This window comes from Rhizobium glycinendophyticum (assembly GCF_006443685.1).
Taxonomy (GTDB): Bacteria; Pseudomonadota; Alphaproteobacteria; order Rhizobiales; family Rhizobiaceae; genus Allorhizobium; species Allorhizobium glycinendophyticum.
Map to the genome: position 1 here is coordinate 1,117,530 of NZ_VFYP01000001.1, position 18,007 is coordinate 1,135,536.

Annotated in this window: 25 protein-coding genes; 9 read left to right on the forward strand and 16 right to left on the reverse strand. The window is 63.2% G+C overall.

What is annotated here, in order from left to right:
- Positions 1-154 precede the first annotated feature (154 nt).
- Positions 155-862 (forward strand): L,D-transpeptidase, encoded by a 708-nt coding sequence (locus FJQ55_RS05365; RefSeq protein WP_140826645.1) that lies wholly within the window; start codon positions 155-157, stop codon positions 860-862.
- Between the two features lie 132 nt (positions 863-994).
- On the opposite strand, the gene FJQ55_RS05370 is transcribed toward FJQ55_RS05365, so the two are convergent.
- The 5 genes from FJQ55_RS05370 to FJQ55_RS05390 form a co-directional block, all read right to left on the reverse strand.
- Entirely contained in the window at positions 995-1,522 is a 528-nt protein-coding gene (locus FJQ55_RS05370; protein ID WP_140826646.1) for an NADPH-dependent FMN reductase, read from the reverse strand.
- Positions 1,523-1,598: 76 nt separating this feature from the next.
- A complete protein-coding gene (locus FJQ55_RS05375) occupies positions 1,599-2,960 on the reverse strand; it encodes a DUF2254 domain-containing protein (RefSeq protein WP_140826647.1) in 1,362 nt (453 codons plus the stop codon).
- Positions 2,961-3,031: 71 nt separating this feature from the next.
- Complete coding sequence (locus FJQ55_RS05380; RefSeq protein WP_140826648.1) at positions 3,032-3,403, reverse strand: hypothetical protein; 372 nt, start codon at positions 3,401-3,403, stop codon at positions 3,032-3,034.
- Complete coding sequence (gene bla, locus FJQ55_RS05385) at positions 3,400-4,281, reverse strand: class A beta-lactamase (protein WP_140826649.1); 882 nt, start codon at positions 4,279-4,281, stop codon at positions 3,400-3,402. The genes FJQ55_RS05380 and bla overlap by 4 nt, the downstream gene beginning before the upstream one ends.
- A gap of 103 nt (positions 4,282-4,384) precedes the next feature.
- Positions 4,385-4,843, reverse strand: coding sequence for a MarR family winged helix-turn-helix transcriptional regulator (locus FJQ55_RS05390; protein ID WP_140826650.1), 459 nt, complete (start codon positions 4,841-4,843; stop codon positions 4,385-4,387).
- Between the two features lie 139 nt (positions 4,844-4,982).
- On the opposite strand from FJQ55_RS05390, the gene FJQ55_RS05395 reads away from it, so the two are divergent.
- The gene (locus FJQ55_RS05395; RefSeq protein ID WP_140826651.1) at positions 4,983-5,405 is read left to right on the forward strand and encodes an organic hydroperoxide resistance protein; all 423 of its coding nucleotides are present in this window, start codon (positions 4,983-4,985) and stop codon (positions 5,403-5,405) included.
- Between the two features lie 115 nt (positions 5,406-5,520).
- Here the strand turns inward: FJQ55_RS05395 and FJQ55_RS05400 are convergent, their stop codons facing one another.
- Entirely contained in the window at positions 5,521-6,174 is a 654-nt protein-coding gene (locus tag FJQ55_RS05400; protein WP_140826652.1) for a pyridoxamine 5'-phosphate oxidase family protein, read from the reverse strand.
- A 342-nt stretch (positions 6,175-6,516) separates the two neighbouring features.
- Here FJQ55_RS05400 and FJQ55_RS05405 point away from each other — a divergent pair, with 342 nt between their 5' ends.
- Positions 6,517-7,485, forward strand: a complete 969-nt coding sequence (locus FJQ55_RS05405; RefSeq protein WP_140826653.1) for a bifunctional helix-turn-helix transcriptional regulator/GNAT family N-acetyltransferase — start codon at positions 6,517-6,519, stop codon at positions 7,483-7,485.
- Positions 7,486-7,575: 90 nt separating this feature from the next.
- Here the strand turns inward: FJQ55_RS05405 and FJQ55_RS05410 are convergent, their stop codons facing one another.
- Both FJQ55_RS05410 and FJQ55_RS05415 read right to left on the reverse strand, forming a co-directional pair.
- Complete coding sequence (locus FJQ55_RS05410; protein ID WP_140826654.1) at positions 7,576-8,214, reverse strand: glutathione S-transferase family protein; 639 nt, start codon at positions 8,212-8,214, stop codon at positions 7,576-7,578.
- A 70-nt stretch (positions 8,215-8,284) separates the two neighbouring features.
- On the reverse strand, positions 8,285-8,731 hold the full coding sequence (locus FJQ55_RS05415) for a MarR family winged helix-turn-helix transcriptional regulator (protein ID WP_140826655.1): 447 nt from the start codon (positions 8,729-8,731) through the stop codon (positions 8,285-8,287).
- 50 nt (positions 8,732-8,781) lie between these two features.
- Here FJQ55_RS05415 and FJQ55_RS05420 point away from each other — a divergent pair, with 50 nt between their 5' ends.
- From FJQ55_RS05420 to FJQ55_RS05430, 3 genes are read left to right on the forward strand one after another with little or no spacing between them, the layout of a single operon-like run.
- Positions 8,782-9,549: a DUF899 domain-containing protein gene (locus FJQ55_RS05420; RefSeq protein WP_140826656.1), complete on the forward strand. Its 768-nt coding sequence runs from the start codon at positions 8,782-8,784 to the stop codon at positions 9,547-9,549.
- Between the two features lie 12 nt (positions 9,550-9,561).
- Complete coding sequence (locus tag FJQ55_RS05425) at positions 9,562-10,053, forward strand: DUF1579 domain-containing protein (RefSeq protein ID WP_140826657.1); 492 nt, start codon at positions 9,562-9,564, stop codon at positions 10,051-10,053.
- 29 nt (positions 10,054-10,082) lie between these two features.
- Positions 10,083-10,859: a VOC family protein gene (locus FJQ55_RS05430; protein ID WP_140826658.1), complete on the forward strand. Its 777-nt coding sequence runs from the start codon at positions 10,083-10,085 to the stop codon at positions 10,857-10,859.
- Positions 10,860-10,933: 74 nt separating this feature from the next.
- On the opposite strand, the gene FJQ55_RS05435 is transcribed toward FJQ55_RS05430, so the two are convergent.
- The 3 genes from FJQ55_RS05435 to FJQ55_RS05445 form a co-directional block, all read right to left on the reverse strand.
- Positions 10,934-11,164 (reverse strand): hypothetical protein, encoded by a 231-nt coding sequence (locus tag FJQ55_RS05435; RefSeq protein ID WP_140826659.1) that lies wholly within the window; start codon positions 11,162-11,164, stop codon positions 10,934-10,936.
- A gap of 145 nt (positions 11,165-11,309) precedes the next feature.
- Complete coding sequence (rpsU, locus tag FJQ55_RS05440; protein WP_140826660.1) at positions 11,310-11,558, reverse strand: 30S ribosomal protein S21; 249 nt, start codon at positions 11,556-11,558, stop codon at positions 11,310-11,312.
- 235 nt (positions 11,559-11,793) lie between these two features.
- Entirely contained in the window at positions 11,794-12,003 is a 210-nt protein-coding gene (locus FJQ55_RS05445) for a cold-shock protein (protein ID WP_062275478.1), read from the reverse strand.
- A 502-nt stretch (positions 12,004-12,505) separates the two neighbouring features.
- Between FJQ55_RS05445 and FJQ55_RS05450 the strand changes: the two genes are divergently transcribed.
- Complete coding sequence (locus tag FJQ55_RS05450; RefSeq protein WP_140826661.1) at positions 12,506-12,997, forward strand: histidine kinase; 492 nt, start codon at positions 12,506-12,508, stop codon at positions 12,995-12,997.
- 449 nt (positions 12,998-13,446) lie between these two features.
- Entirely contained in the window at positions 13,447-14,499 is a 1,053-nt protein-coding gene (locus FJQ55_RS05455) for a fatty acid desaturase (protein WP_140826662.1), read from the forward strand.
- A 95-nt stretch (positions 14,500-14,594) separates the two neighbouring features.
- Here the strand turns inward: FJQ55_RS05455 and FJQ55_RS05460 are convergent, their stop codons facing one another.
- The gene (locus FJQ55_RS05460; RefSeq protein WP_140826663.1) at positions 14,595-15,302 is read right to left on the reverse strand and encodes a helix-turn-helix transcriptional regulator; all 708 of its coding nucleotides are present in this window, start codon (positions 15,300-15,302) and stop codon (positions 14,595-14,597) included.
- A gap of 123 nt (positions 15,303-15,425) precedes the next feature.
- On the opposite strand from FJQ55_RS05460, the gene FJQ55_RS05465 reads away from it, so the two are divergent.
- On the forward strand, positions 15,426-16,061 hold the full coding sequence (locus FJQ55_RS05465; protein ID WP_140826664.1) for a LysE family translocator: 636 nt from the start codon (positions 15,426-15,428) through the stop codon (positions 16,059-16,061).
- 53 nt (positions 16,062-16,114) lie between these two features.
- Here the strand turns inward: FJQ55_RS05465 and FJQ55_RS05470 are convergent, their stop codons facing one another.
- From FJQ55_RS05470 to FJQ55_RS05485, 4 genes are all read right to left on the reverse strand, one after another.
- Positions 16,115-16,423 carry a BrnA antitoxin family protein gene (locus FJQ55_RS05470; protein WP_140829102.1) on the reverse strand — a complete coding sequence of 103 codons (309 nt, stop codon included), beginning with the start codon at positions 16,421-16,423 and terminating at the stop codon, positions 16,115-16,117.
- A complete protein-coding gene (locus tag FJQ55_RS05475) occupies positions 16,420-16,668 on the reverse strand; it encodes a BrnT family toxin (RefSeq protein WP_140826665.1) in 249 nt (82 codons plus the stop codon). Before FJQ55_RS05475 ends, FJQ55_RS05470 begins: the two co-directional genes overlap by 4 nt.
- Positions 16,669-16,738: 70 nt before the next feature.
- The gene (locus FJQ55_RS05480) at positions 16,739-17,059 is read right to left on the reverse strand and encodes a YnfA family protein (protein WP_140826666.1); all 321 of its coding nucleotides are present in this window, start codon (positions 17,057-17,059) and stop codon (positions 16,739-16,741) included.
- Between the two features lie 49 nt (positions 17,060-17,108).
- Positions 17,109-17,915 carry an EAL domain-containing protein gene (locus FJQ55_RS05485; protein WP_246085026.1) on the reverse strand — a complete coding sequence of 269 codons (807 nt, stop codon included), beginning with the start codon at positions 17,913-17,915 and terminating at the stop codon, positions 17,109-17,111.
- Positions 17,916-18,007 lie beyond the last annotated feature (92 nt).

The window sequence follows — 18,007 nt, forward strand, 5'->3', positions numbered from 1 at the left end:
CACTCATTTGCGACGTGCCCCTCTCTCCAAAACGTGAAGGGGGCAAGTGGTTGCGTTAACCGCTCCTTTCCTGTTTGCATCGCACCATTGCGGAACAAAGCGCCGCCTCCGGCGTCTTATTTCCGCCGCTTTGCCACAGGAAATCGTTGATCATATGTCCCCCGCACATCCACTGACGCGCCGCTCTCTGCTGTCTCTGACCGGACTCGGCGCCGCAAGCCTGCTTGCCAGTTGCTCCACCTCGCGGCCGCTGCCTCCGGGGCTTCGCCTTGACGGCCCGGTCCTGCCGGCGGCTCCTGCCGGCCGCACGCCCGAACTCGACGCCATGTATGGCGAGATCTATGACGGCGGCTTTGTCATCCCGGCCGTCCCCTATTGGAAGATCCCGTCGCGCTTCTACCGCCAGCAGGTCATAGACCCGACCGGCGAAGCCCCCGGCACCGTCGTCGTCGACACCCCCGGCCGCTTCCTCTATCTCGTCGAACCCGGCGGCACGGCCATGCGTTACGGCGTCGGCATTGGCCGTGAAGGCTTTGCCTGGAGCGGCGCCGGCGTCATCCAGTGGCGGCAGAAATGGCCGAAATGGACGCCGCCAGACGAAATGATCGCCCGCCAGCCGGAACTGGAGCAGTATTCGTCGCGCAACGGCGGCATGCAGCCGGGCCTGATGAACCCGCTCGGTGCACGTGCTCTCTACATCTTCAAGAATGGCCAGGACACGCTTTACCGCCTGCATGGCAATCCGGAATGGAACTCGATCGGCAAGGCGGTCTCGTCCGGCTGCGTGCGCCTGCTCAACCACGACATCATCGATCTCTACGAGCGTGTGCCGACCAAGGCCAAGATCGTCGTCCGGCAGTAGTCCGAGCCGTTCCCGGCACCGCTCTTGCTCAGTTGATCTTGAGACCAGAAGACCCCGTCATCACCGGCGGGGTCTTGTCGTTTGAGGGGGGGAGCGGCACGCATGCTCGAGTGTCTCGAGAGCGGACAGGGACTAGCGCGCGGAAAACGCAGCGAAGTCTGTGAGGAACCTCGACACGGTCTGCCGGTTCGCCGGTTCGTGAAGCTTGTGCTGAATGTCTTCGGGCGGCATTTTCATCAGAGGGAACCTCAGAAACAGGTCCTGGCAAAAGCGCGCGCTCACCGTCGACAAAACGATCCGGAGTTGATCGAGCATGTCGTCGCCGCGATGGGACGCATGCATCAAGGCGATCGGCTTGTTGATGATCTCGTCACGCGATACCAGCCAGTCGATCGCATTCTTCAACCCGCCTGGGATCGACCTGACATATTCGGGACTCGCTATGATCAGGCCGTCGTTTTGGCTGATCATGTCGACGAATGCCTGAACCGGGTCCGGAAGCTGCGCGGTTTCGAGATCGGGCGAAAATACGGGAAGAGCTGCAAGACCGGAAAACACGGTCACGTCATGCGCGGGCCGCCCGATCTCTGCCACAGCACGCAGCATCGCAGTATTGGTTGAGCTGCCGCGCGCACTGCCGGAGATGGCGAGAATGTTCATGAGCCACGACTAGCCCACTGCCCGTCACCGGGCAAGGGCGAGTTGGCGGGGTAACCGCAGCCGTCAAGGCCGTCTGCTATGCCGGTTCGGCACTTTCGCGCGACGGTCGAAGGGGGGCAGCCGGATTGGCGCGGCGATGGGTATCCGAAATCCGGCTCCGCGCCGCCTCGACCTGCGTACGGATCTCGTCGCGATCCATCGGGATGCAGGCGCAGTCTTCTCCCGCCTGAGCCAGCGCCTCGATCTGCGCTGCCAGCGCCGCGCGCTCCGCGTCCAGCATGTCGGCCCCACCCAGATCGGCGAGCCGGATCGCCATCCGCGTCAGGATCGCCGGATGATCGGCCCCCGCCTGACGGATCGGTCGAAAGCCGGCATCCATCAGCCGCCTGAGATCCGTCCGGCTGACGATCAGCCGCAGATCGTCCTCCTCGTCCCGATATTCCGTCGGCTGGGCGGCGCGTTCGATCTGGACTTCGATGATGGCGCTGATCCGGTCGATGACGGCAAGCGCGGTGAACGGGTCGTTGATGCCCGGTGAAAGCGCGCGCACGGCAATTTCGGTGAGCTGCCGAATGCCGAATTCCAGATCTTGCGCCGGCGTGCGTTCGGATCCCATGGTGAAGGCAGCCCGGATGGCAGACAGCACGCGCTCCTCAGGCGCTTCGCTCGAGAAGACGGTCACGTGATCGCCCTTCGCCAGCAGATATTGCCCCGCCCGGACATGAACCGCGATGCGAATGTCCTCGCGAACCGCCAGATCGAGCAGCATGGCATAATCGACCACCTGCACATGCCCGACCGTCCCGAGTGCCAGCGAATGGCCGGGGCCGGCAAAGCGGACGCCCAGCGGTTCGTGCTTCGGCGTGTCCTTCGGCGGCAGGACACTGTCCATTGTCCCCAGCATGTCCGAATAGAGCGCCTGAACCATATTGTCGGCGATGATCGAGCGGGCAACCTTGTGCACGTAGAACAACAGCGCCAACAGGCAAAGCACGGTGAGCGCGCTGCCGGTGGTGATCGCCAGATGTGGCACACCCTCTTCACCCAGCGCATCGGTCACGCTCCGCAGCACCAGGATCAGATAGAGGATCGTGCCGATGAACAGGCCAAGCACCGTCTGGATCTGCCGGTCGGCCATGAAACGCGAAATCAGCCGCGGTCCCAGCTGATTGGCCGCCAGCGTCAGGATGACGAAAGTAACCGAGATGACCAGCGAGGTCATGGTCATCAGGCCGGAGAGAAGGCTGCTCAGCAATTGCCGCCCGGTTTCGGCATCCCCGCTATAGAGCCACCACAGGTTCCCGTCCTCGGAACTGACGAAGTGGTTGCCATAGAGGATGAGCATGACCGCCACGACCGCCGAACCGAGCGTCAGGATGAGCGGCAGCAGCCAGAGCTTGCCTTTGATCAGGGCGAGAAAATTGCGCGTCTTGTCCATTGTTCCAAAACGCGCCAGCCTCTCATTCGGTCCGGCAGCGGCAGGAGAGATGGCCGCTCGCCGTTAGTCCGTCACGACCGGCAGCGAAACGGGCTGAACGAACTGGCCGCCCCCGCATTCATGGTGGCGATCGTCAGCCCGTTGGCGATCTCGATGTCCTTGTCGGTCTGCGGGCAGGCATCGACAGCGGCGAGGCAGCCGCTAGCGATGTATTCGTTGTTGCGCTCCAGGAACGATGCCGACACGCCGTCGCGCCCCACATGAGCGAGGATCTCGGTCAGCGCCTTCCGGTAGACCTCGCACTTCTCGATCTGCCAGGGTGAACGCGTGCTCTCCGTTTCACCGGCCTCGTCTTCCGCGCGGGCCTCGGCGCAAAGGGTGAAGCTACAGGCCAGCGCCAGCAGACGCAGAGCGCTGACGGCGCGCGCCGGTATCCGATTCATCGCATCACCTCGGCCGCGATCACACGTCCGATCTCGGCAATGGCCGCATCTCGCGTGGCCATCGAAGCCTCCGTCTCCGTAAGATAGATCGCCGCCACCACCGGCAGGCGTCCCGGCGGCCACATCACCGCGACAATGCCGCGCGTCCCGTGGCCACCGGCGCCGGTGCGATCGGCGATCCGCCAATCCTTCGGCACGCCGGCGCGCAACAGCCCGTCCGCCACGGCATTGGCTTCCATCCAGCCTGTGAGCCGGCCTCGCGCATCGGCGGTCAGCGTGTCGCCCAGCAAAAGGTCGCCGATCGTCGTGGCCATCGCCTGCGGCGTCGTGGTGTCACGCGGGTCGCCCGGTTTCGCCTCGTTGAGTGCGGGTTCCCTCCGGTCCAGACGCGTGACCATGTCGCCGGCAGATCGCAGGAAGGCGGTCACGCGCTTCGGTCCGCCCAGTGCCTTGAGCACCAGATTGGCGGCGGTGTTGTCGCTGGTGGCAAGCGTGACGGCGCAGAGTTCCGCCGCCGTCATGGCCGATCCCACCTTCTTGCTCGTCACAGGCGAATAGGTCTGCAGATCCTTTGCCTCGATCGTCATCGAGCGCCCCTGCACGGCCTCTCCGGCATCGAGTAGGGCGGCACAGGCCAGCGCCTTGAAGGTGCTGGCCATGGCAAAGCGCTCGTCGGCGCGGTAGCCCCATCGCCGATCGGTTTCTATGTCCACCACCATCAGCCCCAGCCGCCCGCCGAGTTGTCGCTCCAGATGGCGCGCCGCAGCCGAAATCGGGTCGTCGGCGGAGGATGCTGCAGGCGGCCGTACCAGAAGGGCCGGCATGGCGATGGCAAGAGCAATGGACAGGGCAAGGCTTAGGCGTAGGGGTAGCTTCATCGGCAATCTCCACAGCAGTGACCTTCGCCTGTGCAGGCCAAAGCCGACCGCGAGCGGGCAAGATTGTGGCTTTCCACAGTCTCCTATGGCCACGCACCGGAAATCAGGGGGCGTCGGTCACCTCGAGCTGTGTCTTCAGCCGCTTCAGGCTGTCGCGCAGGGTCTCTATCTCGGAGATGTCGCAGCCGGTCTGGCCGCCGATGGCGCGCAGCACGCCAACGGCCCGCGCCTTCAGCGCACGGCCCTCCTCGGTGAGCGTGATGAACACCTGCCGCTCGTCTGCCACGTCGCGGCGGCGCGAAACATAGCCCACCTGCTCCAGACGTTTCAAAAGCGGCGACAGCGTACCTGAATCCAGTCCTACCTTTTCGCCCAGCCCCTTGACCGGAAGGTCATCTTCCTCCCACAGCGCCATCATCACGATATACTGCGGATAGGTCAGCCCGAGCGGCGAGAGCAGCGGCTTGTAGGCGCGCGTAAACGCATGCGCCGCCCCGTAAAGGGCAAAGCACAATTGCTTGTCGAGCTTCAGCTCTTTTTCTAGGTCGAGATCGCTGTTCATCTCACAGGAACCTCCAGAGGGGCAGAATGGTTTCACCATGGCGAAAAGCCTTTCGAGATGCAATGTGCAAAAATCAATTGCGCGCAACTCAATTGTGCACTATGTAGGATCCATCGAAACCCAGACCAGGAGAACACCCATGGCAATACTCTACACAGCACATGCCCATGCAACCGGCGGCCGCTCCGGCCACGGCGTCACCGACAACGGCGTTCTCGATGTCACGCTGACGACGCCGAAGGAACTCGGTGGCGACGGCGCGACCGGCACCAATCCCGAGCAGCTCTTTGCCGTCGGTTACTCCGCCTGCTTCCTCGGCGCGCTGAAGTTCGTCGCCAGCAAGGAAAAGGTGAAGATCCCTGAGGACGCCAAGGTATATGCGGATGTCGGCATCGGCCCGCGCGAAGACGGCGGCGGCTTCGGGATCGAAGTGAAGCTCACCGTCGAAGTTCCCGGCCTCGATCGCGAACTCGTCGAGCGCCTGGCTGCCGCCGCACACATTGTCTGCCCCTACAGCCACGCCATGCGGACCTCGACCGAAGTACCTGTTTCGGTTCGCTGAGAAGACCGTCGACGGAACAGACGATCCACCGCGAAAGGCCGGCACCCCGCCGGCCTTTTTGCGTGGAGGCAGGGGGCGGCCGGCGGGTAGCAACACGGTCATCTTCTCCGGCGCCTCAATACATCGACGCCTGATAGTCCTGCTCCAGACCCTCGTCGAGCTTGCGCATCTCGTCCGCATCCTTGGGCGCACTGTCGATGTCGTCCAGAATGAACTTCATCAGCGACGGCATCTCGCCGCGCTCCTGCCGTGCAGCCGGATCCCACAATTGCGAACGGCGGAAGGCCTTGGCGCAATGCAGGAACACCTCGTCGACATGAACCACGATCGCAAGCTTGGGCAGCCTCCCATTCACCGACATGCGGCTGAGCAAGGCAGGATCGGTGCTGAGCCTCGCCCGGCCGTTCAGCCGAAGCGTATCGTCGAAACCGGGAATGATGAAGAGAAGTCCGACTGCCGGATTGGCGATGATGTTGGACAGTGTGTCGAGCCGGTTGTTGCCCGGCCGGTCAGGAATGGCAATGGTCTGCGCGTCGAGGATTTCGACGAAGCCCGGCGGATCTCCGCGCGGGCTGACATCCGCCTGGCCCCCAGGCGTTTGCGTGCCGATGCACAGGAACGGCGAGCGCCGGATAAAGGTCTGTGCGTGCACGCCCAGCTGGCTCTGACATTTCCTTAAGGCCAGGTCATGCGTCGGCTCGAACAGAGCCCTAAGCTGTGCCTCTTCCGTAATCTCGTGACCCGGCTCGATGTGACAACCGTCCGCCATGCGATATCTCCTCCCTCTGTCGGTTTCTGAGGTACGTACCTCATCCTTGGTTTTATCACGGTCGCGCTGCTGCTTCAATCCGCCGGAAGGCCGATCGTCAAAAGGCGCAGGGCAGGGGGCCAAGGTCCACGCGGCAAGACCGCAGCCACGCAACGTTGGTAGAAACGGGACATGCGCTGGAGCCTTTTGATCGCTCTGCCCCTATCTCCTGCCACCACCCCCTGCTTCCGTTCCCAGCCTCGCCTGCGCCATACAGTTGTGCCACTGCATGCTGGCCTTTCAGCTCTTGCGATATCCACCGTCTTGGCAGATAGTTGCGCGATGCAACGAAAGGTGCACATCATGGCATCTCTCCCGCCGAACGGTCTTGCCCTGGTGGAGGACATCCGGGCCCAGTCGCGAAAACTCGTCCGCGCGCTCGGCTTCATGGGCGGCGCCTTTGCCGGCACCGAACTGCCGCCATCCTCCGTTCATGCCCTGATCGAAATCGATGCGCAGCCCGGCATCAGCGCCGCTGCTCTGTGCGATCTCTTGCGCCTCGACAAGTCCAGCGTCAGTCGTCTGCTGCGCAAGCTCGTAGCCATGGGTGATGTCAGCGAAATGCCGGATTCGGCGGATGCCCGCATCAAGCGCTTGACCCTGACGGAGAAGGGCCGGCGCCGTGTCGCGCTGATCCACGATTACGCCCGGTCACAGGTCGCGGGTGCGCTTGAGCGGCTGGACCCGCAGGACCACCGCGCCGTGCTCGACGGTCTCACGCTGTATGCCGAGGCCTTGGCGCCGGCGCCGGGCAAAACCGCCGCCCCCTCCGAGATTCTACCGGGATACCGCCCGGGCCTGATCGCCGGGATCACCCGCATGCACATCGATTACTACACCCGCACCGCAGGCTTCGGTCGGGCCTTCGAAGCGGTCGTGGCCGGTGGTCTCGCCGACTTCTGCGCCCGCTTGGATCATCCGGACAATGAAATTTGGACCGTCCTGTGCGGCGGTCGCATTGTCGGGTCGATTGCCATCGACGGCCAGGATCTCGGGCCGGGAATGGCCCATCTCCGCTGGTTCATTCTCGACGACAGCCTGCGCGGCCTGGGCTTCGGCCGCCGCCTGATGGCGCAGGCCTTGGCCTTCGTCGACAGCCGCCGCTTCGAAGAGACGCACCTCTGGACCTTCGACGGCCTGCACGCCGCCCGCCATCTCTACGAGGCGCATGGTTTCCGATTGACCGAGCAGCGCCCGGGCGCTCAATGGGGAAGCGAGGTCCTGGAGCAGAGGTTCGTGCGTCGAAACGCGAGAGCCGTCCCTCATGCCTAGGCATGTCGGGACCATTGTCAGACGGCGTCCATGTTGGCCTCTCGATTGTCCTCTCATACGCGAGGCGACGGCGGTCGCTCGGGTGCCCCCTCAGTGCCGATCTGCAGCGGCGAAATGCGCCATCTGGTCTGCATGCGCCTTCTGGAAAGCGGGTCTCGCCACGGCACGGGCGACATAAGCGCGGCAGGCGGGATGATCGACGAGGCCGCCGAGACGTTCCACCAGCCGCAGCACGTCCGCCATGGCGATGTCCGCGACGGAAAACGGCCCAGCCAGCCAGTCGCCGTGCGCGAGGACCGTCTCCATGCGCGAAAGCCGCGCGGTCAGAAATCCGGCGATGGAGGAGGGCATGCCGCCCTCTGGTGGGGAGAATGTGAGGATCGACCAGGGGAGGCTCGCCGCCTCGACGGAATTGAGCGCCGCAAACAACCAGGCGGTCGCCTTGGCGCGCTCAACCGGGTCGCTCGGCATCAGCCGGTCGCTCTTCGTACCGAGATGATGGAGGATCGCGCCGCTCTCGAAGATCGAAACGTCGCCATCCGTCAGCCAGGGGACCTGTGCAAAGGGCTGATGCGCGAGATGGTCCGCATCGCGTTCATGAAAAGAGGTGCTGGCCACACGATAGGTCAGTCCAGCCTCCTCCAGCGCCCAGCGGATCCTGAGGTCACGCACGTAACCGCGCGGCAGGTCCGGGACCCAGTCGTAAGTGGTCAGCGTCATCGTTGTCATGATGTCTTTCCGCGGTGCGCAAATTTCTGGGTCGTCGGATCCCTGCTGATGTCGAGGGGCAGCGGGCCGGTCACGCGCTCACCTCCAGCAATCCCTGCCTGAGCAGGTCCGCATCGCTCGCCATTCCTGCCTCGATCTCGCCATGCACCTCTTTCCAGATCGGCACGGCACTGGCGAGCGCCGCCGCCCCCGTCGCCGTCAGCTTCAGCCGCTTGCCGCGTCTGTCCTTCGGATCCGGCTCGATTGACACCCAGCCGCGCGCCGAAAGCGGCTTCAGCGCTGCCGTTAAAGTGGTGCGGTCCATGGCCAGAAGCCTGGCAACAGGTCCCATGGGCGGAGGCTCCGGCCGGTTCAGCGCCATCATCAGGGAAAACTGCTGGTTGGTCAGTCCGGAAGGTTTCAGGGCGAGATCGAATCGACGCGCCAGTGAACGCGCCGCGCGCTGCGCATGCAGGCAAAGGCAGGTGTCGCGGACGTGCAGCGTGGTGGAATAGGGAATCAAGGGCATGTTTGACATAGCTCAAATATGTTGATATCAACGCAAATGTCAAGTGGAGGATGAGGAAAATGGAATATATTGCTAAGCAGGAGCAGAAAGGCGGGGCAGGCTCCCGCGTGGTATCGCGCGAAGAGTGGCTGGAGGCGCGCAAGGCGCTGCTTCAGCAGGAAAAGGAACTGACCCGCCAGCGTGACAGGGTGAATGCCGCGCGTCTGGCGCTCCCCTGGGTGAGGGTAGACAAGGATTACCGCTTCCAGACGTCTTCGGGCCAGAAGTCGCTCGCCGATCTCTTCGAGGGGCGCAGTCAGCTGATGATCAACCATTTCATGTTTGGTCCCGATTGGGATGCCGGCTGCCCGGGCTGCTCCTTCTTCGCCGATCATATCGACGGCATGCTGCCGCATCTCAACAACCACGACGTCACCTTCATGACCGTCTCCCGGGCCCCCCTGGACAAGATCGAGGCCTACAAGCGCCGCATGAACTGGCACTTCCCCTGGGTGTCGTCCTACGGCAGCGATTTCAACTTCGACTTCCACGTCTCCTTCACCAAGGAGCAGCTCGCCTCCGGCTCGGTCACCTACAATTTCCGCCAGACGCCGAGCGAGCAGGCGCATGACGAGCTTCCCGGCCTCTCGGCCTTCTACAAGGATGAGCAGGGTCAGATCTTCCACACCTATTCGCAATATGCCCGCGGCGGCGAAGAGGCGCTCGGCACGCTGATGATCCTCGACCACGCGCCCCTCGGCCGCAACGAGACGGGCACGCTGAGCTTCGTCAAGCGCAAGGACGAATATGTTCAGAAGCCGGCTGCGAACGCCGGCTGCTGCCATTGAGGAGGACGCGGAATGGAGTTTGCCAAACCCACGGAGCATCACAAGATGCTCGAGCGCCTCGTCGGCGACTGGCTTTACGTCACATCGACCGGGATGGAAGGATATGATCCCGAGGATCCCATGAAGCGCTGGACCGAAAAGGTTCGCTCCATCGGCGGCTTTTGGGTCGTCGCCGAGGGCGAGGGTGCCATGGGCGATGGTGACGCCCGCGGCACAATGATCATCACCCTCGGCTACGATCCCCGCAAGGGCCAATACGTCGGCAGCTGGATCGGTTCGATGATGGACACGTTCTGGGTCTACAAGGGTTGGCTCGAGGATGATGGCCAGACCCTTGTACTTGAAGCTGAAGGCCCGAGCATGGAAGACCCGTCGCGAACCGAACTTTATCGCGATGTCATCCACTTCATCGATGATGACACGAGGACCTTTTCCGGCAGTGTTCGCCAGCCGGACGGCACGTTCAAGACATTCATGACCAGCGAAGCAAAACGCGTCGGCTGAAACCGACCTTCAGAGAGAGGGGACTGCGCATGCATGGCACGTTCATCTGGCACGAACTGATGACCCCGGATCCCGCCGCAGCCAAGGCCTTTTACGGCCCGTTGCTCGGCTGGCAGCCGACCGATATGCAGATGGAAGGCTTCACCTATACGACCTTCGCCATCCCGGGCTTTCCCATGGGGGTGGCGGGCATGATGGCATTGAGCGATGAGATGACGGGGCAGGGCATCCCGCCGAACTGGACGGGTTACGTGCATGTCGACGACGTCGATGCCACCGCCGCCGATTACGCTGCCAATGGCGGCACGATCTGCCGTCCCCCCGAGGACATCCCCGGTATCGGTCGTTTTGCCGTTGTCGCCGACCCGCAGGGCGCTACCCTCTGCATCATGACGCCGAAAATGCCCGAAGGCGGTACCGGTGACTGGCCCGCCCCCGGCAATCCGGGGACCGTCGGCTGGAACGAATTGATGGCCGGCGATGGACAAAAAGCCTGGGACTTCTACGCCGCCCGCTTCGGCTGGCAAAAGGACATGGCCGTCGATATGGATGCGCTCGGCATCTACCAGACCTTCAAGCTCGGTGATCGAGCCATCGGCGGCATGATGACCAAGCGGCCGGAGATGCCGGTGCCCTATTGGGGCTTCTACTTCATCGTTCCCGCGATCGATGCCGCCATCGACAAGGTGAAGCATCTCGGCGGTCAGTTGCTGATGGGACCGCATCAGGTGCCCGGCGGCTCCTGGATTGCAGCCTGTCAGGATCCGCAGGGTGCCTATTTCAACTTGACGGCCGCAGGCCGGTGAAACGCAAAGGGCCGGGGCGGCACGAGGCGGCTCCGGCTTCTCTCGAAAACTGATCGGATGGCGCGCGCAGGCGGTCAGCCGCGCTTGACGGCGGCCTTCTTGACGGCGCGCTTCTTCGGGGCGGGTGCCTTCTCGGCCTCCAGCGCCTCGCGCTCCAGACGCAGGGCCTTCAGAGCCTCGGTCTTTTTCTCGCGCGCCACGGCTTCGGCCTCGATCAACGAGCGTGCGACGCTGTCGGTGGTCGCGGCCTTGTCCTGCGGCGAAACCTTTTCAGGCTTGAAAAACGTGTCTTTGGTGGCAGTCATGTCCGGTCCTTCCTGCAACGATGTGCGTGTCGACCACGGAAACGCCAGGCGGTCGACGATGTGCCCCGACGGGACAGAGTGGGGACGGAATGCGGGGGCGGGCGATCCGCGCGCCCCAGGGGCGCACGGATAGATTGGGCAGTCTTTAGCGAGCAGCGCCGCCGCGAACGGCAGCCTTCTTCGGAGCCGGCAGCAGGCCTTCGCGCTGCATCTTCTTGCGCGCCAGCTTGCGCTGACGGCGAACGGCTTCAGCCTTTTCGCGAACGCGCTTTTCCGACGGCTTTTCGAATGCGCTGCGCGCCTTCATTTCGCGGAACAGGCCTTCGCGCTGCATCTTCTTCTTCAGCACGCGGAGTGCCTGGTCGACATTGTTGTCACGAACGAGAACTTGCACGATCGTTTCCTTTCCGGGCTTGGGGCCCGATGGTCTCGAGTTTCGAATGAGGTGTGCGTGAGAGAACGCGCCAATCCCCGGCGAAGATCCCGAAAAGATCGGGACAATTGGGCTGCCGTATAACCTGCGGACGGGTCATAGACAAAACAAAAAAGGCCGGGCAACACCCGACCTTTCCTCGTCACTCTACCCGCAAGCCGACAAAACGACGGAAAGCGGGGCGAGCGACAAATTATTAAGCGGCGCGCAGGTTGTCGGCCGAGCTCTTGCCCGAACGCTTGTCCTGGACCAGATCGTAAGAGATCTTCTGGCCTTCGACGAGGTCGCGCATGCCGGCGCGCTGAACTGCGGAGATGTGGACGAACACGTCGGCAGAGCCTTCATCCGGCTGGATGAAACCAAAACCCTTGGTGCTGTTGAACCACTTTACGGTACCTGTGTTCATAACGATTTCCTTTCAATCGTTGGGCTTGCCGGAGAGACATTCGACCGGCGGTATATCGACGTTGAAGGAAATCTGGCGTGCGCTTGAGGCGCGTAGACAAAGTCACTCGCAATCTTCGATGGCGACAATATAAGGGCTGAAGCCCTGCGTGACAAGCAAAAATCCGATTTTCCTGGCCGCCGCACATGGCGCGCAGTCTTTCAAGGCGCCCGAATGCCTGAGGCATAGGGCATTCCGCCGGACGCGTCGACAGAAATTGCCCTGTATGGCGGTATCATCCGCTCGCGCAGTTCGCGGCGATTTTGCCTCTCCTTCGCGCCAAACGCGTGCATTATCAGCCGTTCCCGGAGCCGATCGCCGTGTCACGCGGGTACGAGTCTCTTCCAAAAAGAGTACAACGATTCTTCACCGACACCTGCTATGAAACCCGTCGCGCTTAAAGCAGACGGCCTTGGCCGCAGGCGATCCGCGCAGGACCATCTCTCACCAACGGACACATCCGATGAACAAGTTCCTTGCCACCGCGGCAATCCTCCTTCTCACTGCCGGTACCTCGCTCGCCGGCGCCTTCAACTTCCCCTCTGATGATCCGGTCGCGACCGTCGAGATCCCTGACAGCTGGAAGCCAAGCGAAACGGACTATGGTTACGAGGCCACCTCGCCGGATGGCGGCACCTATATCTCCTTCGATGCCGCTGGCGCCGAAGACACCGAAGAAGTGATCAAGGGCGTCTTCACCTTCCTGGAGGAAAACGGCGTGACCGCAGATCCGGCCAGCCAGACCGAAAGCAAGGGCGACCAGAACGGCATGCCCTATCAGACGCTGTCCTGGAAGGGCACCGACAAGGATGGTCCGGTCACCATCGGCGTCGGCATTGTCGGTATTTCCGAAGAGAGCCTCGCCATCGTCACCTATTGGGCATCGACGGAAACCGAGGAAAAGAACAACCCGGACGTCAACAAGATGCTCGAGTCGATCAAGCCCGCCGAGTGATCTGAGCCGGCCGTCGATCGCGACAGGGTGCCGCAGCCACAGTTTTGTGTGCTGCGGCGCAAAATCTTCGATTTCGAGGATATTCAGGCCTGCAGAGACGTTCTCAGACTCATTGTCGCGACGATCCGCGCCAGATTGGCCTCGAATGGGCCAAGAGGGGCCGTCCCCTGCGAGAATAGTGAGCTTTCTTTAGTCTCACCGCCGTCCCCGTTACCGCCCGGCCGCCGCCGCCTGCAGAGTTCCGTGGCGACAAGCCATGTCAGACCTGATAGGGGAACGCATCCGTCGGTGAACCGCTCGCCGTCGGGCACTCTTGTCCATGATGAAAGCCACTCGACCATGACCATTGCTACGGGCCTCTCCTCGGGAAGCCCTATGCCCCCTGCCGAAGGCCAGGGCGCATCCATTGCCCCCACCGCCAAGGCGACCGCAGCTTCGGAGGGTCGCTCATGAGCGCCGCCTTCGACTATTCCAAAGACCAGCCGCCGGAACCCGATGCTCCCGATGCCAAGATGTGGCTGAAGATCGTCAATGCGTATCGCAAGCCCCGTCTTGCGCGCAGCTATTTCGAACTCGCCATCACCCTCGTGCCCTTTGCCCTTCTCTGGGTTGGCGCGCTCGTCAGCTATCACTATGCCTTCTGGCCCGGCCTCGTGCTCGTCGTGCCGGCTGCCGCCTTCCTGCTGCGCCTCTTCATCATCCAGCATGATTGCGGCCACGGCGCCTTTTTTGCCCGCCGCAGCGTCGATGACTGGACCGGCCGCGTTCTCGGCGTGCTGACCTTCACCCCTTACGACTACTGGCGCCGGGCGCATGCCGAGCACCACGCCACTGCCGGCAACCTCGACGAACGCGGCGTCGGCGACATCACCACGCTGACGGTCGCCGAATACAAGGCGCTCTCGCCCCTTGGTCGCTTCGGCTACCGCCTCTATCGCCACCCGATCATCCTCTTCGGCGTCGGCCCGGCCTGGGTCTTCCTGTTGAAGCAGCGCCTGCCGATCGGCATGATGAAGGACGGCGCGCTGCCCTGGATCTCCACCATGGCCACCAATCTCGGCATGGCGCTCTTCGCCGCCCTGATGATCTGGGCCGTCGGCCTCTGGCCCTTCCTCGTCGTGCATCTGCCGATCGTGCTCTTGGCCGGTGCCGCCGGCATCTGGCTCTTCTATGTCCAGCACCAGTTCGAAGACACCCACTGGTCCGCGCCGCCGGAATGGCAGTTCCAGCATGCAGCCCTGCACGGCGCCTCGCATTACGACCTGCCCTGGGGCCTGCGCTGGCTGACCGGCCATATCGGCGTGCACCATGTGCATCACCTGTCGAGCAAGATCCCCTTCTACCGTCTGCCCGAGGTTCTCCGTGACCATCCGGAGCTCAAGACCATCAGCCGCATCACGCTGAAGGAAAGCCTCGCCTGCGTAAAGCTCGTCCTCTGGGACGAAAAGCTCGGCCGGCTCGTGTCCTTCCGGGAGGCAAACCGGCTGGCAGTCGTCGGCTGATAGGAGATCGCGTAGGGGCAGTCCGCAAGCTGCCCGACCGAACCGGAGAAACAAGCCTGCTGCCCGGACCGGTGCAGCAGGCTTTTTCGTGACAGTCAGGCGGACGCCGTAACGGGTGCACCTGCAGTCTGCCAGCCCTCTACCCAGAGCCGCCGCAGCGCCTCGCCCTCACCACGGAAATCACGGCCGGTCGCACTGCACGCGCTCACCCGGTCTATCCGGAAATTGCGGACTGCCTCCCGCAGCTCACACCAGCCGACGACAACCGCAGCCTCTGAGTAGTATATCAGCGCGATCGGCCGGATCACCCGCTCTGTCACGCGGCCCTGCTCGTCGCGATAGTCGATCGCCAGCTTCTCCTCGTCGCGGATTGCCCGGCGCACCTGTCCGAGATCGACGGCGTCGGCTGTCGGGATGGCGCCGCCCCAGGCATGCAGCGCACGCGACGACAAGGCCTGGCGCAAGGGTGCGGGAACGGCTGCCGCGATCTTCTCCAGCACGCGAGTCGATGCCTCCCCGAGATCCCGGTCGCCGGTTCGCGTGTTGAGCGCCATGCCGAGCACGATCGCTTCGGTCTCTTCGGCTGAAAACATCAGCGGCGGCAAATGGAAGCCCGGACGCAGAATATAGCCGATGCCGCGCTCGCCCTCGATCGGCACCCGCATCGCCTGCAGGGCCGCGATGTCGCGATAGATCGAGCGCTCGCTCACCTCCAGCCGCTCGGCCATCTGCTGCGCGGTTATCGGGTGGCTTGAGAGCCTCAGGATCTGGATGATCTCGAACAGCCGGGAGGCCTTGCGCATGCGGTCACCTCGTCACTCCTGACACAACTCTGTCAGTTGGCCTCCTCTATAGCACGGCCCAACACGCTGAAAAACCGGCGCGAGCCGCGATTGATCACCCATCACACACGACAGGCAACTGACATGACCTATGCCGAGAACCTCTGGCTCTTCACCCTGCTTCTCACCGGCATCATCATCGTGCCTGGCATGGATATGCTCTTCGTGCTCGCAAATGCGCTGACCGGCGGCAGGCGGGCGGGCTTGGCCGCCACATCAGGCATGATGGCCGGCGGCGTCTGCCACACGGTCTTCGGCACGGTCGCGGTGGCCGCCTTGAGCACGCTGATTCCGACGCTAAGCCCGGCCATGGTGATCCTCGGCGCCGCCTATATGATCTGGATCGGCCTCAGCCTTGCCCGCAGCAGCATCACCGTGGATCACGTGGAAGGGGAGGCGCGGCGCGCCACGGCAAAAATCTTCGGGCAGGGGCTCGTCACCTGCCTGCTCAACCCGAAAGCCTGGGCCTTCATCCTCGCCGTCTATCCGCAATTCATGAAGCCGGTCTACGGGCCATTCTGGTCCCAGGCGCTGATCATGGGCACACTCACCATGGCCATCCAGTTAATCGTCTACGGCGGCCTTGCCCTCGCCGCCGCCCGTGGCCGCGAAGCCCTGATTTCAAACCCCGCCCTCACCATCGCCATCGGCCGCGCCGCCGGCTGGCTTCTGGTCGCGGTCGCCGCCTATATGCTGGTCAGGAGCTGGCAGGGCTGGTGATGGTGAAGGGGAAGGGGAAGGGGAATCGCGCCGGCTGACAGTCCTCGTCGCTTCTACAGCCCGACAGCCTTGCGCAGCGCCTCGTTCATCCGCGATTGCCAGCCGTCGCCGGTCGCCTTGAACCGCTCGATCACCTCCGCATCGAGCCTGAGGCTGATCGCCTTCTTCGGATTGTCCGCCCTGGGCCGCCCGAGCTTGCGATCGATCGAGGCGGCGAGATCCGGAAACACCTCGCGGAACGGGCGCAATTCCCTGAGTTCCGCCTCGGTCATTTCAGGGTTGTCGCTCACCTCGTCCCAGTCCGCGCGGGTATAACCGCGTCCTTCGACGAAACCATCGGTCTTCGGCTTTCGCACGGTCATCGCAGCCACGTCCTTTCCTTGGCATGGGCCGTTCGCATCGAGATGATCGACAGGCCCTGCGTGCCGAGATGAATGAAGATCAGGGCAATAACGCCGTTCTCCAGCCGTCCGATCGCCTGCAAGCGTCCGCGTGTGGCGGGGCGGATCAGGGCGCGGTTGAAGAATTCGAGCGACAGGTCGGCAAAGTCCAGACCATGCTTCTCGACATTGGCAAGCCGCTTCGGTTCATCCCAGACGATGATCAAAGTTTATGTATATACGGAAATTCCGCAAGCCGGCATCCTGCCTCTTAGGGCTTTCTGAGGCCTGAACCCCTTACCCCCGCTGCGGGAGCAGGATCAAAGCCGCGCCCACAAGGCAGATTGCCGCCCCCGCCAGGTCGAAGCGATCCGGCCTCTGCCCCTCCACCAGCCAGAGCCAGACAAGCGAAGCGGCGATATAGACTCCGCCATAGGCGGCATAGGCACGGCCCGCCGCCTCCGATGGCACGAGTGTCAAAAGCCAGGCGAAGAGGGCAAGCGAGGCAAGGCCGGGTGCCAGCCAGAGAGGAGAGCGGTCGAGCTTCAGCCAGGCCCAGAAGGCAAAACAGCCGGCGATTTCGGCAAGGGCTGCGAGCAGATAGATCAGCAAGGTCATGGCGCGACCCTGCCACGCCGGCGGCTCCGGTGAAAGTCCCTGTCAGTCCTCAGGCCGAGCGGCCCTGCAGATTGAGGATCTGGCAGACGCGCGGCACCATCTCTGCTTCCTTGGGGAAGCAGACGAAGAAACCCTGCACGCTGTCGAAGCCGAGCTGCACGGCGGTCTCCATCTGCGCCTCGCTCTCGACGCCGGCGGCCGTCACGATCAGGCCGAGATCATGGCCGAGCGAAATCACGTTTCTGACGATGGCCTTGTCGATCGGATTGGTCAGCGCACTGCGCATCAGGCCGTGATCGATCTTCAACCGCCGGAACGGATGCTGCCGAAGGGCCGCAAGCCCGGCATGGGTCGCGCCGAAATTGTCTAGGGCCAGCGAGAAGCCGCAATAATGCAGCGCTTCGAGCGCAAGCCCCACCTGCTTTGCCTGCGGGCCGTAGAAGGCCGGTTCCGGCACCTCGATTTCCAGCATGTCCGGCGTCAGGCGATGCGCATCCATCATCTCCGACAGCCAGAGCGCGAAATCGCCGGAGCAAAGGTCAAACGCCGTGGTATTGACGGCGATGCGCCCGAAATCATGCCCCTCGGCACGCCATTGCGCCGCCTGCGACAGGGTCTTTTCCAGAACGAAATCGCGGATCGACAAGGACAGCGCCGGATCGCGGAAGATGGCGCGAAATTCCTGCGCCGCCGCCAGCATGTTGGGTCGGGTGCGCCAGCGCAACAGCGTCTCCAGGCTGTCCACCTCGCGATGGTCCACCGAATAGACCGGCTGATAGATCAATTCGAAGTGGCCACGATCCAGCGCCCGCTTCGCATTGTTCACCAGAACGAGTTGATCCAGACTGCTGTCCACGCCCCACCTCACGCTGCACCGACGACAACCGGTGCAATCTCATCCACCGAGATTACCGCAAGAAGAGTTGCCCGGAGGTGAACAAAATTGAA

Bases quoted from the DNA above. Each gene is read 5' to 3' on its own strand.
- bla (WP_140826649.1), bottom strand. From the start codon at position 4,281: ATGAAGCTACCCCTACGCCTAAGCCTTGCCCTGTCCATTGCTCTTGCC.
- FJQ55_RS05470 (WP_140829102.1), bottom strand. From the start codon at position 16,423: ATGACCGTGCGAAAGCCGAAGACCGATGGTTTCGTCGAAGGACGCGGT.
- FJQ55_RS05455 (WP_140826662.1), top strand. From the start codon at position 13,447: ATGAGCGCCGCCTTCGACTATTCCAAAGACCAGCCGCCGGAACCCGAT.
- FJQ55_RS05395 (WP_140826651.1), top strand. From the start codon at position 4,983: ATGGCAATACTCTACACAGCACATGCCCATGCAACCGGCGGCCGCTCC.
- FJQ55_RS05425 (WP_140826657.1), top strand. From the start codon at position 9,562: ATGGAGTTTGCCAAACCCACGGAGCATCACAAGATGCTCGAGCGCCTC.
- FJQ55_RS05445 (WP_062275478.1), bottom strand. From the start codon at position 12,003: ATGAACACAGGTACCGTAAAGTGGTTCAACAGCACCAAGGGTTTTGGT.
- FJQ55_RS05380 (WP_140826648.1), bottom strand. From the start codon at position 3,403: ATGAATCGGATACCGGCGCGCGCCGTCAGCGCTCTGCGTCTGCTGGCG.
- FJQ55_RS05420 (WP_140826656.1), top strand. From the start codon at position 8,782: ATGGAATATATTGCTAAGCAGGAGCAGAAAGGCGGGGCAGGCTCCCGC.
- FJQ55_RS05415 (WP_140826655.1), bottom strand. From the start codon at position 8,731: ATGTCAAACATGCCCTTGATTCCCTATTCCACCACGCTGCACGTCCGC.
- FJQ55_RS05465 (WP_140826664.1), top strand. From the start codon at position 15,426: ATGACCTATGCCGAGAACCTCTGGCTCTTCACCCTGCTTCTCACCGGC.
- FJQ55_RS05410 (WP_140826654.1), bottom strand. From the start codon at position 8,214: ATGACAACGATGACGCTGACCACTTACGACTGGGTCCCGGACCTGCCG.
- FJQ55_RS05460 (WP_140826663.1), bottom strand. From the start codon at position 15,302: ATGCGCAAGGCCTCCCGGCTGTTCGAGATCATCCAGATCCTGAGGCTC.
- FJQ55_RS05400 (WP_140826652.1), bottom strand. From the start codon at position 6,174: ATGGCGGACGGTTGTCACATCGAGCCGGGTCACGAGATTACGGAAGAG.
- FJQ55_RS05375 (WP_140826647.1), bottom strand. From the start codon at position 2,960: ATGGACAAGACGCGCAATTTTCTCGCCCTGATCAAAGGCAAGCTCTGG.
- FJQ55_RS05450 (WP_140826661.1), top strand. From the start codon at position 12,506: ATGAACAAGTTCCTTGCCACCGCGGCAATCCTCCTTCTCACTGCCGGT.
- FJQ55_RS05405 (WP_140826653.1), top strand. From the start codon at position 6,517: ATGGCATCTCTCCCGCCGAACGGTCTTGCCCTGGTGGAGGACATCCGG.
- FJQ55_RS05480 (WP_140826666.1), bottom strand. From the start codon at position 17,059: ATGACCTTGCTGATCTATCTGCTCGCAGCCCTTGCCGAAATCGCCGGC.
- FJQ55_RS05435 (WP_140826659.1), bottom strand. From the start codon at position 11,164: ATGACTGCCACCAAAGACACGTTTTTCAAGCCTGAAAAGGTTTCGCCG.
- FJQ55_RS05365 (WP_140826645.1), top strand. From the start codon at position 155: ATGTCCCCCGCACATCCACTGACGCGCCGCTCTCTGCTGTCTCTGACC.
- FJQ55_RS05430 (WP_140826658.1), top strand. From the start codon at position 10,083: ATGCATGGCACGTTCATCTGGCACGAACTGATGACCCCGGATCCCGCC.
- FJQ55_RS05390 (WP_140826650.1), bottom strand. From the start codon at position 4,843: ATGAACAGCGATCTCGACCTAGAAAAAGAGCTGAAGCTCGACAAGCAA.
- FJQ55_RS05370 (WP_140826646.1), bottom strand. From the start codon at position 1,522: ATGAACATTCTCGCCATCTCCGGCAGTGCGCGCGGCAGCTCAACCAAT.